Source organism: Streptomyces sp. CB03234, assembly GCF_001905885.1.
Lineage (GTDB): Bacteria > Actinomycetota > Actinomycetes > Streptomycetales > Streptomycetaceae > Streptomyces.
On record NZ_LIYH01000005.1, the window covers coordinates 529,414 to 544,026 of the forward strand.

General features: G+C 71.0%; 14 protein-coding genes. 7 read left to right on the forward strand and 7 right to left on the reverse strand.

All coding sequences use genetic code 11. From position 1 onward, the window contains the following. Window positions 1–152: 152 nt before the first annotated feature. The 3 genes from AMK26_RS23775 to AMK26_RS23785 all read right to left on the reverse strand — a co-directional run bounded on the left by AMK26_RS23775 (window position 153) and on the right by AMK26_RS23785 (window position 1,133). The gene (locus tag AMK26_RS23775; protein ID WP_073756738.1) at window positions 153–332 is read right to left on the reverse strand and encodes a hypothetical protein; all 180 of its coding nucleotides are present in this window, start codon (window positions 330–332) and stop codon (window positions 153–155) included. Window positions 333–437: 105 nt separating this feature from the next. Then, a complete protein-coding gene (locus tag AMK26_RS23780; protein WP_073756739.1) occupies window positions 438–638 on the reverse strand; it encodes a hypothetical protein in 201 nt (66 codons plus the stop codon). Between the two features lie 312 nt (window positions 639–950). After that, window positions 951–1,133, reverse strand: coding sequence for a hypothetical protein (locus AMK26_RS23785; protein WP_073756740.1), 183 nt, complete (start codon window positions 1,131–1,133; stop codon window positions 951–953). 345 nt (window positions 1,134–1,478) lie between these two features. Here AMK26_RS23785 and AMK26_RS23790 point away from each other — a divergent pair, with 345 nt between their 5' ends. Further along, the gene (locus AMK26_RS23790) at window positions 1,479–2,411 is read left to right on the forward strand and encodes an ABC transporter ATP-binding protein (protein ID WP_073756741.1); all 933 of its coding nucleotides are present in this window, start codon (window positions 1,479–1,481) and stop codon (window positions 2,409–2,411) included. 11 nt (window positions 2,412–2,422) lie between these two features. Continuing rightward, entirely contained in the window at window positions 2,423–3,172 is a 750-nt protein-coding gene (locus tag AMK26_RS23795; protein WP_073757084.1) for an ABC transporter permease, read from the forward strand. Window positions 3,173–3,396: 224 nt separating this feature from the next. Here the strand turns inward: AMK26_RS23795 and AMK26_RS23800 are convergent, their stop codons facing one another. Then, window positions 3,397–4,149, reverse strand: coding sequence for a GbsR/MarR family transcriptional regulator (locus tag AMK26_RS23800; protein ID WP_073756742.1), 753 nt, complete (start codon window positions 4,147–4,149; stop codon window positions 3,397–3,399). Window positions 4,150–4,375: 226 nt separating this feature from the next. Here AMK26_RS23800 and AMK26_RS23805 point away from each other — a divergent pair, with 226 nt between their 5' ends. The 4 genes from AMK26_RS23805 (at window position 4,376) to AMK26_RS23820 (ending at window position 10,255) form a co-directional block, all read left to right on the forward strand. Then, window positions 4,376–5,044, forward strand: coding sequence for a DUF4097 family beta strand repeat-containing protein (locus tag AMK26_RS23805; protein ID WP_073756743.1), 669 nt, complete (start codon window positions 4,376–4,378; stop codon window positions 5,042–5,044). Window positions 5,045–5,065: 21 nt separating this feature from the next. Beyond that, window positions 5,066–6,025, forward strand: a complete 960-nt coding sequence (locus tag AMK26_RS23810) for an ATP-binding cassette domain-containing protein (protein WP_073756744.1) — start codon at window positions 5,066–5,068, stop codon at window positions 6,023–6,025. Continuing rightward, the gene (locus AMK26_RS23815) at window positions 6,022–6,807 is read left to right on the forward strand and encodes an ABC transporter permease (protein ID WP_073756745.1); all 786 of its coding nucleotides are present in this window, start codon (window positions 6,022–6,024) and stop codon (window positions 6,805–6,807) included. The genes AMK26_RS23810 and AMK26_RS23815 overlap by 4 nt, the downstream gene beginning before the upstream one ends. A 400-nt stretch (window positions 6,808–7,207) precedes the next feature. Then, the gene (locus AMK26_RS23820; RefSeq protein ID WP_073756746.1) at window positions 7,208–10,255 is read left to right on the forward strand and encodes an FG-GAP repeat domain-containing protein; all 3,048 of its coding nucleotides are present in this window, start codon (window positions 7,208–7,210) and stop codon (window positions 10,253–10,255) included. 173 nt (window positions 10,256–10,428) lie between these two features. On the opposite strand, the gene AMK26_RS23825 is transcribed toward AMK26_RS23820, so the two are convergent. The 3 genes from AMK26_RS23825 to AMK26_RS23835 form a co-directional block, all read right to left on the reverse strand. Beyond that, window positions 10,429–12,399 carry an ABC transporter permease gene (locus AMK26_RS23825; RefSeq protein WP_073756747.1) on the reverse strand — a complete coding sequence of 657 codons (1,971 nt, stop codon included), beginning with the start codon at window positions 12,397–12,399 and terminating at the stop codon, window positions 10,429–10,431. A 74-nt stretch (window positions 12,400–12,473) separates the two neighbouring features. Beyond that, complete coding sequence (gene modA / locus AMK26_RS23830) at window positions 12,474–13,283, reverse strand: molybdate ABC transporter substrate-binding protein (RefSeq protein ID WP_073756748.1); 810 nt, start codon at window positions 13,281–13,283, stop codon at window positions 12,474–12,476. Between the two features lie 95 nt (window positions 13,284–13,378). Next, window positions 13,379–13,774: a TOBE domain-containing protein gene (locus AMK26_RS23835; protein WP_073756749.1), complete on the reverse strand. Its 396-nt coding sequence runs from the start codon at window positions 13,772–13,774 to the stop codon at window positions 13,379–13,381. Window positions 13,775–13,977: 203 nt separating this feature from the next. On the opposite strand from AMK26_RS23835, the gene AMK26_RS23840 reads away from it, so the two are divergent. Beyond that, on the forward strand, window positions 13,978–14,397 hold the full coding sequence (locus AMK26_RS23840) for a TOBE domain-containing protein (RefSeq protein WP_073756750.1): 420 nt from the start codon (window positions 13,978–13,980) through the stop codon (window positions 14,395–14,397). The last annotated feature ends 216 nt before the right edge of the window (window positions 14,398–14,613 follow it).

Sequence of the window (14,613 nt, forward strand, 5' to 3'; positions counted from 1 at the left end):
GCATGTCAGTTGAGGTGGCGCGGGGCGGCGAGGGCGCGCGGGGCGTGAGGTGGCGTGGGGCGGCGAGGACGCGCGGGGCGGCGAGGACGCGCGGGCGGTGAAAGGGAGAGGCGGGAAACCCCGAACCGCTGGAGGCTTCCCGCCAACACCCGTTACTTCTGGGCGGCCTTCACAGCGGCGCCGACGCCGGCGGCGGCAGTGATGACGGCGGACACCTTGCCGCCGGCCACAACGCCCGCCACGAACGCGGCGGGGGTCGCCATCACCGGAGCGACCGAGCCGTCGGCCGCCTGGCCGGCGCCTGCGTTGACCTTCTCAACGAGCACGGACATGGTGCATCCTCCAATAATCTGATACATGGGAAGCGCTCCGGTTCTGGCAGACACGTGGACTGTCTGCCAGAACCGGAGTCCCCCGGAACCGGGGGCTCACCGGGCTCAGCCGGTGGCCACCTTGTACGCCGCGTAGGCAGCGCCGGTAACCGCACCGGCACCGACCACGGCACCAGCGGCCTTGGCGATCACGGGGGTCGCGAAGATGGCCGGAGTGGCCATGACGGGAGCCGTGCCGCGAGCGGGCGCGCCCGCATCGAGCGCCCCCTTGAGGGACGCGTCGGCGTTCACCTTCTGCGTCAGCATGTGTTTTCCTCCTCTCCGTTGTGTGTCGGGGCAGGGAATATCCCGCCACCGCGCAGAATGCCCGCGGCGGGAAGTCGGATGGAAAGGGCGATGTCACTCAGAGAGTCGAGAAAGCCGATGCACTCGCCCGAATAAACGGTAGGCCCGGATATGGAAAGCCGCAGCGATGGCCGCCGTGTGGAGAAAACCCTCGATGAATGGCTTATTGCGCCGGCTTTACCGAAGTGCTGCACCGGGGCATACGCGGGCCACGGAGAACCGGGCGTGCGTACGCGGGTGTGGTGGCGGCGGCCGTGACGGGCGCCGCGAGGACTACTTGACCGCCTTGGTTGCCACGTACGTGGCAACGGCGGCGCCGACGCAGGCGCCCACCTTGACGGCGGCCGGCGTGAAGATGGCAGGAGTGGCCATGACGGGCGCGATACGCGCCCCGGGGCCGTGCTCAGCGACGAAACCCGCGAGCGAGACGTCCTGATTCACCTTGTCCAGAAGCATGAGATTCCCCCTTGACTGAGATCACGTGAACTACGCGGACGGCCCGGGACGGCCACACCTGGAGGGCGGGGCGAGGAAGCGAGAAAGCATCGGGCGGTCCGCGGCACCGGGCGGAGGATGGTCAGTCCCCGCCGTCGGTGAACGTGCCGTCAGTATATGAGCGACCAGCTCCACTTGATCAAGTAATTACCTGCGTGACCGGCGTCACAGCGTGATTATTTTCGTGGAATTTGAGGTTCCGGTTGCGTCTGTCCGCTTTCACGGAATCTGCAATTCCGAGCCTCGCCTCTCACTGTTCCCGCGTGAAAGGATCGATCCCTCACGCATTCATTTGAGGAAGGGTCCATGGGGCAAGAGGTACGTAGTCATATTCATGCCGAGGACGTATGGCGCCGATACGGGCGGGGGAAGGGCGCGTTCGACGCCGTACGGGGTGTCAGCTTCACCGTCCGGCCCGGGCAGCTGTTCGCTCTCCTCGGAACCAACGGCGCCGGCAAGACCTCCACCGTCGAACTCCTCGAGGGCCTCGCCGTCCCGCATCGCGGTCGCATCCGTCTGTTCGGCGACCTCGACCCGGTCGCCGACCGGGCCCGGATCCGGCCCCGTACCGGGGCGATGCTGCAGGAGGGCGGCTTCATATCCCATCTGACCGTGGCGGAGAGCGTGGAGATGTGGACCCAGCTCACCTCCCGGTCCCGCCCCGTCGCCGAGGCCATCGAACTCGCCGGGCTGCCCCACCGCGCCGACGTGATGGTGCAGAACCTCTCGGGCGGCGAGAGGCGCCGGCTCGATCTGGCCGTCGCCACGCTGTCCCATCCCGACGTGCTGTTCCTCGACGAGCCGACCGCCGGCATGGACGCCGAGGGGCGCCACGCCACCTGGCAGCTCGTACGGAGCCTGCAGGAGCAGGGCACGACGATCCTGCTGACCACGCACTACCTGGAAGAAGCCGAGTCCCTCGCCGACGAGTTGGCGATCATGCACCGGGGACGGATCGCCGCTTCCGGCACCGTCTCGGAGATCGTCGCCGGCCACTCGTCGACGCTGTCGTTCGGCCTGCCGGACACGTGGGGCGTTCACGACCTGCCCGTCAGCGGCAGGGCGGAGCAGCGGGGTGGGCGGGTGACCGTCACGACCGGGCAGCTGCAGCAGGACGCCACCCGGCTCCTGGCCTGGGCCGAGGACCACGGCGTGACGCTGGACCGGTTCACCGCGCGTCCGGCCTCCCTCGAAGAGGCGTTCATCAGCATCGCGAGCCAGGAAGGGGCGGCGGAGTGAACGGTCCGGCCATGCGGCACATGAAGGCCCTGTTCCGTATCGAGTGGAAGCTGTTCAACCGGATCAAGGCGAACTACATCTTCGTGTTGTTCGTGCCGTTGATGCTCCTGGTGTCGATGAGGTTCGTGCAGGACCAGATGGAGCTCACCGAACACGGCCTCAACCCGGGCCCGGTGATGGTGTCGACCGCCGCCGGGATTCTGTTGATCTTCTCCCTGTACTCGTCCGTCACCGGACTGTACGTGGCGCGCCGGGAGGAACTGGTGCTCAAGCGGCTGCGTACGGGAGAGGTCTCCGACCCGGTGATCCTCGCCGGCGGCGCGTCCATGTACATCACGATCGCCGTGGTGCAGATCCTGGCGGTCACGGCCGTGCTGTCGGTGATGTTCGGTGTGGCGCCCCGGCAACCGCTGGCGGCAGCCGCCGGGTTGCTCACCGGAGTCGTACTGATGACGGCGATGGCGGCCGCGACGGCCGCACTGTGCCGGACCGTCGAGTCCGTGCTGGTCGCCACGCTCCCGGCCGTCTTCGTCCTGCCGATGATCTCCGGGATCTACGTCCCCCGCGAGGTGTTGCCCGAGGCGCTCGGCGACGCACTGCTGTTCGCGCCGCTGTCCCCGACGGTGGACCTGGTGCGCTCCGGGTGGACCGGTGAGCTGACAGCGGGGGGTGGCTTGGTCCGAAGCGTGCTGGCGATCGCGTGGACAGCTCTGTTCGCCTGGATCGCGGCCCGCAAATTCCGCTGGGAGCCCCGCACCTGACTCCCGGCCGGACCGAGGCGCTCGGGCAGCGCCATCCTTTCACCCCGTAGGTGTGCCGAGTCGGCGTAGGTGTGCCGAGTCGGCCCCCGACACGTTCGCTCGCCCTGACCCGCGCGGGAGCACCCGTGCGCGAGGCGTCGAGCAGGCCGCGGGCCTCCGTGGCGGGCGGCCTCGGCCCATAGGGGCCTCCCGTGCGGCGCGGTGGTCACCGGGACGGCTGTGCGTCAGTGATCCGGACGTGGCTCGGCGGTGCCGCCCGAGGTCGTTCCGGCTCTGGTGTAGAGGACCTCGCGGGACTGCTCCGCGGCGCGGATGATGCTCTCGCTGATGAAGTCGCTGAAGCGGGCGATGTTTTCGAGGCGGACGGCGGCGGGGGTGTCGGGGCCCAGGATGCCGACCCCCTGCCGCGCGATCTCGGCGAGCTGGGCGCTGGACCGGGCGGCGGCCATCGTCGACTGGTACCAGACGTCGTTGTCGACGATGTAGCGGTCGCGGCGGCGTTCGTCGCGTTCACGGCGGACGAGTCCCTGGCTTTCGAGGAACCCGATCGCTTTGGAGACGGACGCCGGGCTGACCTGGAGGCGCTGGACGAGTTCGGACGCGGTGAGGCTGCCCGCGTCGGTGGTGAAGAGGCAGGTCAGCACCCGAGCCGTCATCTTGGGCAGGCCCTGTTGCATGAAGAGGGTGGTGAACGTCTCCTCGTACTCGCGCACGGCCTCGGCGTCGCGTCCCTGGGCCGGTGCCGGGGGCTGCTGCCCTCGGGGGGCGGCCTGCCTGCGCCGGTGGGCGCGGCGTTCGGTGGCGCGGTGGGCCAGGTCGGCACGGTAGGCGACGGGACCACCGTTGCGCATGACCTCGCGCGTGATGGTCGAGGTCGGGCGGTCGAGACGTCTGGCGATCTCCGCGTAGGCGAGCCCGTCGGCCAGCCCCAGCGCGATCTGCTGACGTTCCTGCTGGGTGAGTCTGCCTCCCGGCACCGTGATCTCCCTCCACGCTTCCTTCTTGCCGCCACTGTAGCTTTCACTCCTTATCCAATGCAACGAACGGACTCACGGACGTTGCGTTGAATCCATGGCCGTTGCAACGAATTTACGGCGTCCACCTGCGCTGACGCGATTAGTGTGCAACGACAGCGTTGCCACATTCTCGAACGCAACGTAGCTTTTGCGATGCCGGAAACGTCAACGAGCACAGGAGAGCACGATGCAGAAGTTCGAGACCCCCGCCCCGGTCGCCGCTGTCGTCGACATCCCCGCCGGCCGCGTCCAGGTCATCGCCGCCGACCGGACCGACGCCACCGTCGAGGTCCGCCCCGCCGACCCCGCCAAGAGCCGCGACGTCAAGGCCGCCGAGCAGGCCACCGTCGACTACCGCGACGGCATCCTGCGGATCGAGGCCCCGGCGGCGAAGAGCCAGTACTTCGGCCCCTCCGGCTCGATCGAGGTCACCGTCCAGGTGCCGGCCGGCTCGCGCGTCGAGGGGAAGTCGTCCTGCGCCGAATTCCGGGGCGTCGGACGGCTCGGCGACGTCGCCTTCGACGGCGCGAACGGCGCGATCAAGATCGACGAGGCCGCGAGTGTCCGCCTCACCGCCCTCGCCGGGGACGTCGTGGTCGGCCGCCTGGGCGGCCCCGCGGAGATCAGCACGCAGCAGGGCGACATCAAGATCGCCGAGGCCGCCGGTGGCGCGGTCGTACTGACCACCCTGATGGGCGACGTCTCCATCGGTGCCGCCCACGGAGTGTCCGCCTCGCTGGACGCCGGCACCGGCTACGGCCGGATCCACAACGCGCTCAGGAACACCGGAGGCGCCGCCGGCCTCGACATCCGCGCCACCACCTCCCACGGCGACATCACCGCCCGCAGCCTCTGACCTCGAAAAGGATCACCCCTCATGACGAACCTGGCCATCGCGGCGAACGGGCTGCGCAAGTCCTACGGCGACAAGGTCGTGCTCGACGGCGTCGACCTGGCCGTCCCGGAAGGAACCATCTTCTCCCTGCTCGGTCAGAACGGCGCCGGCAAGACCACCGCCGTCAAGATCCTCTCCACCCTGATCGGCGCCGATGACGGTGCGATCCGCGTCGGTGGACACGACCCGGCCGCCGATCCGCAGGCCGTGCGTGCCGCGATCGGCGTCACCGGGCAGTTCTCCGCCGTCGACGGCCTGATCACCGGCGAGGAGAACATGCTCCTCATGGCGGACCTCCACCATCTCTCCAGGCGCGAGGGACGGCAGGTCACCGCCGGCCTGCTGGAGCGCTTCGACCTCACCGAGGCCGCGAAGAAGCCCGCCTCCACCTACTCCGGCGGCATGAAGCGGCGCCTCGACATCGCCATGACGCTGGTCGGCAGCCCGCGCATCATCTTCCTCGACGAGCCGACCACCGGCCTCGATCCCCGCTCCCGGCACAACATGTGGGGCATCATCCGCGAGTTGGTCACGGGCGGCGTCACCGTCTTCCTCACCACCCAGTACCTGGAGGAGGCCGACGAACTCGCCGACCGTATCGCCGTGCTCAACGACGGCAGGATCGCCGCCGAGGGCACCGCCGGCGAGCTGAAGCGGCTCGTCCCCGGCGGGCACGTACGACTGCGTTTCGCCGACCCGGCCGCGTACCGGAGCGCGGCCTCCGCCCTGCGCGAGGCCTCCCGGGACGACGAGGCGCTCGCGCTGCAGCTCCCGAGCGACGGCAGCCAGCGCGAGCTGCGCGCCATCCTCGACTGGCTCGACTCGGCCGCCATCGAGGCCGACGAGCTGACCGTGCACACCCCCGACCTCGACGACGTGTTCTTCGCCCTGACCGGCGCCGGCGCGGGCGTCCCCAACCAGCCCAAGGAGGCGGTCCGATGAGCTCCCTGTCCCTGGCCGTGCGCGACTCGTCCACGATGCTGCGCCGCAACCTGCTGCACGCCCGGCGCTACCCCTCGCTCACGCTGAACCTGCTGCTCACCCCGGTCATGCTGTTGCTGCTGTTCGTCTACATCTTCGGCGGCACGATGAGCGCGGGAATCGGCGGCGGGGACCGCTCCGACTACATCGCCTACCTCGTGCCGGGCCTGCTGCTGATGACCATCGGCAGCACCGTGATCGGGACCGCGGTGTCCGTCGCCAACGACATGAGCGAGGGCATCATCGCCCGCTTCCGCACGATGGCGATCCACCGCCCCTCGGTGCTCGTCGGGCACGTCGTCGGCAGCGTGCTCCAGTCGATCATGAGCGTCGTCCTCGTCGGAGCCGTCGGCGCGGCCATCGGCTTCCGTTCCACCGACGCCACCGCCCTGGAGTGGCTGGCGGCGTTCGGGCTGCTCACGCTGTTCGCCCTGGCGCTCACCTGGATCGCGGTCGGGATGGGCCTGGTCAGCCCGAACGCCGAAGCCGCCAGCAACAACGCGATGCCGCTCATCTTCCTGCCGCTCATCTCCAGCACCTTCGTGCCGGTCGACGCGATGCCGGGCTGGTTCCAGCCGATCGCCGAGTACCAGCCGTTCACGCCGGCCATCGAGGCCCTGCGCGGCCTGCTGCTCGGCACCGAGATCGGCCACAACGGATGGCTCGCGATCGCCTGGTGCCTGGCGCTGACCGTTCTCGGCTACCTGTGGTCGAAGGCGGTGTTCAATCGCGACCCGAAGTGACCGCGACCATGCGGGCCGCGTCCCGCGGCCATCCCGCCGGAGGGCGGCGTACCCCGACACCCGTCGGCGCACGCCGCCCGTCGGCGTTCTCGGCCGAGCAGGCGACGGCGAAGCCGCCCAGCGGGGCGATGATGAGGGCCGGTGGCCCGACGGCAACACCCCGCCGCCGGTATCCCGGCCCGCACCGGGGCGATCCCGTGGCGGTCCCGGGCGTGCCCACGAGCGCCGGCGCGCCAACCCGTCCTGCCGGCCACCTGACCTCGCACATGTGTGTCAGTCCCCCCTGTTACGATCCAGCCACCGCGAGGTGGGGATCTTCGGCCGGGGGGCCATGCGAGGGGTGGACGGCGGCGTACGCCAACACCTCCCCACACTCAGGCGGTTCAGGGGAGGGGATCTCTTGTCACGTCATGCCATCGTCCGCGCCACCCTGGTCGCAGGCCTCGTCATCGGTACGGTCGCGCCGCTCGGCGGCGCTGCCGTGGCCGCCGAGCCGGCACCGCTGCCGGCGCACACCGTCATCGACAACGACCGCTACACGCCGCGCAGCACCGGGCTCTACTCCGTCGGTCCTCACGGGGTCCTGCGCTCCCAGGAGGGCACCAGCGGCTACCTGTGGACCAGCTTGGCCGACGGGCGCAGCACCCCCGTCCCCGGTCTGGACACGTACATCGGCGGGAGCTCCGGCTCCGACGTCATCGGCATCGGCAACGGCTCGTCCGTCGAGCTCCGCAACCTGGCCGACGGCACGTCCCGCACGCTCACCCTGCCGGCGGACCACACCTACCTCGGCACCTACGGTGACACGGTCCTCACTCGTACGTCGTCCGCGACCGACCTGTACCTGCACCGGCTGGGTGACGACGGCGGCACCGTCACGCGGCAGGTGGAGGCGGACGCGGGCATCGTCCTGTCCGCGCACAGGTACGCCTCGGACGCCCGTACCGTGGTGCTGAACGTCAAGGACTCCGCCGGCAGTGACCGGCTCGGCCTGCTGGATGTCGGCACCGGCCGCCTGACGACGGGTCCGAAGGTGACCTCGTACACGCACGGCCACGTCGTCTCCCTGGGCCACGACCGGCTGGCCTGGAGGGACGACCTCAGCGCGACCATCAAGGTCGTACCGCGCTCGGCGCCCCTGTCGGCACCGGTCACGTTGCCCGCGCCGAGCACCGACGACCTGTCCCTCGGCATGCTCGGCGACTGGGTCGTGGTGGCAGGACGTGTGAGGACCGACGACGGCTACCGAGGAGGGTCCCTGACGGCCCTGCCGCTCGACGGCGGACAGGCCGTGCCGCTGCTGGAGCACGCCGTGCCCGCACTGCGACAGGTACCGGGCGGCGGCCTGCTTGCGGTGGGCGGTACCGACTCGTCGCACTGGGCGGTGCACCGGGTGACCGCCGGGGAGAACGGCGGCGCCCCCACGGTCGGCGCCCTCGCCGACGTCCCGCCGATGCCGTCCAGCATCTCCCGGCTGTCGATGGCCAACGGGCTCCTCGCCACCAAGGAGACATCGGCGGACCGGAACTACCCGACCTACTACACCCGGTCCGTCACCACCGACGGGGCGCGGCTCGTCCCGGGCCGTAACGTGTTCCGCTCGGACAGCTTCCGTACGGGCGTCGAGGGCCCCCACGCCACCGGCGAGGGCCGAGCGGTCCTCACCGCAGAGGCGGCGGACGGGACCTCCTGGGGCGTGAACGCCTTCCTCGAACCCGGGGAGTTCACGGCGGGCTACCAGGCCCCGGCGACCAAGGCCCGTCTCGTCGAGATCACCGGCCGCTACGCGGTCGTCAACGGCACCGACACGGGCAAGCAGTACATCGGAGACCTGAGCCCGACCGTGTACGGCCGCAACACCCTGCGCACCCAGGCCATCACCGCCACGACCGTGTGGGGTCGGCTTGTCTGGAGCCAGACCACGACGGCAGGGCAGCTGAAGGTCGACAACCTCGTCACGGGCGCCCACTCCACCTTCTCCACCGGCGCACCCTGCCGCGCCACCGAACTCCAGGCCGTAGGCCGCTGGCTCTACTGGTCCTGCGGCGCCTCCGGCCCGGCCGGCGTGTACGACCGTACGGCCAGGAAGAGCATCCCCGTCCCGTCCGGTGAGGCCCTGATCGGCGACGGCTATCTCGTACGGCACGACAAGGCGGCCGGGAAGCTGCTGCTGACGGAGTTCCGTGACGGCGTCGCCGACACCACGCAGACCGTCGGCGACCTGCCCGCCACGACGGCCCCGCAGCGCGGGGTGACCTGGACGGTCGACCGGTTCGGCGGACCCGTCGCCTACGTGGCGGCGGACGGGAAGATCCACCTCGCGCCCAGCGGTGTCCCCACCGACCCGCTGGCCCTGGTGGACACGTACCTGTTCGACCCGTACCGCTACGAGCTCCGGCTCCGCCTGCAGCTGTCGCGGCCGACGAGCAGCTGGCGGCTCCAGTTCCGGCACACCGCCACCGGCCGGGTGTTCCACACCGTCACCGGCACCGACCACAACGGCCTCGTCAAGCTCACCTGGGACGGCAGGACCGCCGACGGGTACGCGCCGAACGGCGCCTACACCTGGGAGCTGACCGCCCAGCCCGCCAACGGCCAGGGCCCAGCCCTGTCCACGTCCGGGCCGCTGATGCTCGACACCGGCGCCGCGGTCTGGCGTGACCACAGCTCGACCGGAACGACGCCGGAAACCTCGCTGACCGTCGACGGCCGGCCCGACCTGCTGTCGCTCGGCTCCGGCGGCGACATAGCCGTCCACGCCGCCAACGGAACGGGCGGCTACTCCCGTACGACGTCGGTGACCGGCTGGCCGACCAACGCCCTCGTGGTGCCGATGGGCGACATGGACGGCAACCGCTGCAGCGACGTCCTCGTCCGCCTCGGCAACGAGCTGCGCCGCTACCACGGCTCCTGCCACGGCTACCTGAACCCGAAGCACCCGTACACCTCCCTCGGCACGGTGTGGGGCCAGTTCAACGTGCTCACCTCGCCGGGCGACCTGACCGGCGACGGCCGCCCGGACCTGGTGGCCCGCCAGGCCACGACCGGTGACGTCTACCTGTACGCGGACAACGGCGCGGGCGGCCTGAAGCCCCGGGGCCGCATCGGCACCGGCTGGAAGGGCTACCGGGCGATCTTCGGCGCCGGCGACCTCAACGGCGACGGCCTCGGCGACCTCCTCGCCGTCGACGGCGCCAACAGCCTGTGGCGCTACGACTCCACCGCCACCGGCACCCTCAAGCCGCGGGCCCTGGTCTTCGGCACCAACTGGGCCACCGGACGCAACGCCTTCGTCGGCGCGGGCGACGTGACCGGCGACGGCCGCCCGGACCTGATCACCCGCAACACCGCCGGCGACCTGCTCCGCAACAACGGCAACGGCAAGGGCTCCTTCGGCTCCACCGTAAAGATCGGCACGGGCTGGCAGTCGAAGCTCCGGCTCTTCTAGGACGTCGGACAACGACGACAAGCGAGGCCCTGGTCCCTGTGACCAGGGCCTCGCTTGTCGTGGAGCGGGGGCCCGTGGCGATGGTGCGCAATCCACGGCCCTGCCGGGCTCCACGGCACTACCCGGGCTCCACGGCTCTACCCGGGTCCACTGCCCTGCCGGGATCCACGGCCCTACCGGGCCACCAGCGTGACTTCGGTGGCCTTGACGCTGGCGAACACCGCTGTGCCGTCGGTCAGGCCCAGGTCCGCCGCGGCGGCCGGGGTGATCTCGGCGACGAGGTCGGGGGCGTGGTCGGAGGTGACGAGGACACGCAGTCGGCTGCCGACGGCGGTGAGTTCGCGTACGGTGCCGGGCCAGGTGTTGCGGGGGCTGCCGGTGGGTTTGTCGCGGTGCAGGGAGACGGCCTCGGGGGCGATGACCGCGAGTGCCTCGGTGCCGGGCGGGACGGGGTCGGCGGCGATGACGGCGGTGCCGCCGGGGAGGGCGAGACCGTCGGCGGTCGCGGTGCCCGGCCAGGCGTTGCGGCCGAGCATGCGGGCGACCCAGGGGGACCGGGGGTGGCGGGTGACCTCGGCCGGCGAGGTGTCCTGGAGCGCCCGGCCGTCCTCCAGGACGAGGACGCGGTCGGCGAGGGAGACGGCTTCGACCGGGTCGTGGGTGACGATGAGGCAGACGCCGCCGAAGCCGTCGAGGTGGCGGCGCAGGGTGTGGCGGACGTGGGCGCGGGTGGTCTGGTCGAGCGCGGCGAGCGGTTCGTCGAGGAGCAGCAGCCGGGGGCGGGCGGCGAGTGCGCGGGCGAGAGCGACCCGCTGGGCCTGGCCGCCCGAGAGCTGGCCGGGGCGGCGGTGGGCGAGGTGGCCGACGCCGAGGCGGTCGAGCCACTGCTGGGCGGTGCGGCGGGCCTCGCCGCGCGGTACGCCTCGGGTGCGCAGCCCGTACGCGGTGTTGGCGAGGGCGGTCAGGTGCGGGAACAGGGCGCCGTCCTGCGGGACCCAGGCGACACCGCGCCGGTGGGGCGGGAGGCCGGTGACGTCGGTGTCGCCGAGCCGGAGGCGGGCGTGGGCGCGGTCGGTGAGGGCGAGCAGGGCGCGCAGGAGGGTGGTCTTGCCGGCGCCGTTGGGTCCGACGACGGCGATCGTGGTGCCCGGCGCGGCGTCGAGGACGAGGTCGTTGAAGCCGGTGACCTCGGCGTGCAGGGCCCATCCTCGAGATGCCGGTGAGTCGGTGGGTGAGGGACTGGTGAGCGGTGGGGCGGCGTCGTCCTCGTCCGGGGCGTGATCCGCGGCCTGATCCGGGGCGGGATCCGGAGCCTGATCGGGGGCCTGGCTCCGCACTGTTCGCGCGGTGCCGCCGGCCGTGCTGGTCCAGCGGCCGCGCAGGGCGACGAGGACGGCCATGGCGATGACGAGCAGCAGCAGGGACACGGACGTTGCCGCCTCGGGCTCGTCCTGGAGGAGGAGGTAGACCTGGAGGGGAAGGGTCTGGGTGCTGCCGGGCAGGTTGCCCGCGAAGGTGATCGTGGCCCCGAACTCGCCGAGCGCCCGCGCCCATGTCAGCGCGGCGCCTGCGACGAGCCCGGGGGCCACCATCGGCAGGGTCACGGTGCGGAAGACCCGGAACGGCGACGCGCCGAGGGAGGCCGCCGTCTCCTCGTACCGCTTGTTCAGCCCGGCGAGCGCGCCTTCCAGGCTGATGACGAGGAACGGCATGGCGACGAACGTCGCGGCGACGACCGCGCCGGAGGTGTGGAACGGCAGGGTGATGCCGAACCAGTCCTCCAGCCACGGCCCGAGCACCCCGCGCCGCCCGAACGCGAGCAGCAGGGCCACCCCGCCCACGGTCGGCGGCAGCACCATCGGCAGCAGCACCAGCGAGCGGACCAGCGCCTTGCCGGGGAAGGACACCCGGGCGAGCAGCCAGGCCAGCGGCACGCCGAGCAGCAGGGACAGGGCGAGCGCCCAGAACGACACGACGAGCGACAGCCGCAGGGCCTCCACGGACTGCTCACTGCTCAGGTGCGTGCCCAGCTCGCCCCAGGACGTACGGGCCAGGATGCCGACCAGGGGCAGCAGCAGGAGCGCCACCGCCAGCAGCGCGGGCAGCACCAGGGCGACGGGCGTGCGCGGGATGAAGCGTTTCATCGGCGGTTCCTGCTGGTACGGGCACGAGGGCTGCCCGGTCCCCCGAGCGGGCAACCCTCGTACGGCATCGGGGACTACGGCTTCTGGAAGCCGGCGTCCTGGAGGATCTTCTGGCCCTCGGGGGAGGACAGCCACGCCACGAAGGCGGCCGCGGCCTCGGCGTTCTTGGAGCCCTTCAGGGCGGCGGCGGGGTATTCGGCGATGGCGTTCTGGGCGTCGGGGATGGCGACGGCGTCGACCTTGCCCGGCGCGCTGTCGGCGTCGGTCTTGTAGACGAGGCCCGCGTCGGCCTCGCCGAGCTCGACCTTGCTGAGGACGGCGCGGACGTTCGGCTCCTGGGACACCGGCTTCACGGTGATCTTCTGCGCGTCCAGGATCTTCTGGCTGTACTTGCCGGCCGGCACCTCGGGCGCCGCGAGGACGACCTTCAGCCGTGGGTCGCCCAGGTCCTTCAGCCCGTCGACCTTCTTGGGGTTGCCCTCGACGGTGGCGATGACCAGCCGGTTCTTCGCGATGACGGCCGGTGTGCCGGTCTCGCCCTCCACGCCGTGCATGCTCTTGGCGTCGGCGGTGATCAGCGCGTCGGCGGGGGCGCCCTGCTTCACCTGGGCCACGAGTTCCTGGGAGCCCGCGAAGGAGAAGGTGATCTTCGTGCCGGGGTGGGCCTTCTCGTACGCGGCCCCCGCCGTCTTGAACACGTTCGTCAGCGACGCGGCGGCCAGCACGGTCAGGTTCGCCTTCGGCACGGAGCCGGCGCTCCCCTTGGGCGACGCCGCGGGGTCCTCCTTGCCGTCGTCGTCGTTGCCGCAGGCCGCGAGCGGCACGAGCAGGGCGGCGGTCATCACGGCCGCCGCCGCGCGGTGACGGGTGGGGCGCTGGGACATGAGGGTCGACTCCTGGTGTGACGTGCGTACGGGCGGGCACCGCCCGGGGCGCTGGACGGGGTGGGCAAGCCGCGCCGGGACGGCGACGCCGCTGATCAGGTCCGGTCGATGTGCACGCTGGTGGACTTCACGCGGGCGGTGGCCTGCATGCCGACTTCCAGCCCCAGTTCCTCGACGGCCTCGCGGGTGAGCAGGGAGACGAGGCGGTGCGGCCCGGCCTGGATATCGACCTGGGCCGCGACATCGCCGAGCTTGACGGCGGTGACGATGCCGGGGAAGGCGTTGCGGGCCGTGGTGTACGAGCTGTCGTCCTCTCCTTGGCCGCCCTGGGCGACCTCGATCGAGAACGCGGCCAGGTCCCGGCCGTCGATGAGGCGGCGGCCTGCTTCGTCACGGTGGGTCGCGACCCGGCCGGCGTCCGCCCAGCGGCGCGCGGTGTCGGGGCTGACGCCCAGGAGCCGCGCGGCCTGACCAATTGTGTAGGACTGCATATGCGACACGATAGGAGGGTGCGGCTCTTATATCCAACCCTTTGAGCCTTTCTCCATGGCAGATGCGATACGAATGGAGAAAGCGCCAAGGCGCGTGGACCGGCCCCTGAGAGGCGGGCCCGGCGGGCTGCCGCGAGCGTGGCTACAGTGATCACGACCCGACAGGCAAACCCTGGCAATTCGCCCCCTGTGGAGCATTCATCATGACCTTGAGCATTCGGAACCAGATCCCAGGCACCGTCGTATCCGTGACGCGGGGCGAGGTCATGGCCACCGTGAAGGTGCGGCTCGACGGCGGGCAGCAGGTCACCGCCGCCATCACGGTCGACGCGGTCGAGGACCTGGGCATCGGCGAGGGTTCGGCGGTGCGCGTACTCGTCAAGTCCACCGAGGTGTCGCTCGCCACCGGCCCGGTGCGGGGCCTGAGCATCCGCAACCAGCTCCCCGGGACCGTTACGGACATCGCCACCGGCGGTGCCATGGCGGGCGTCAAGATCGATGTCCAGGGCGCCGAGCTGACAGCCGCCATCACGAAGGAAGCAGCCGACGACCTGGAACTCGCGGCCGGCTCCTCCGTCGTCGCCCTGATCAAGTCGACCGAGATGTCGCTGGCCACGGCCTGACCCCGGCCGGTCGACGCGGGGAACTACCGGCGGGCGTGGGACCCGGCAGGCAAGAACCTTGACCGCTCCCACGTGTCCTTCGCAGCGGAATCCAACCCATTTGATCGGCTTCAACTGTCGCAGAACGTCGCTGCCTTCAGCTCGACCTCGGGGTTCGAGATCACAGTCGACATCGACGACCCACGAACTGGTCCTGCATCGAACCGACCGCGCGAG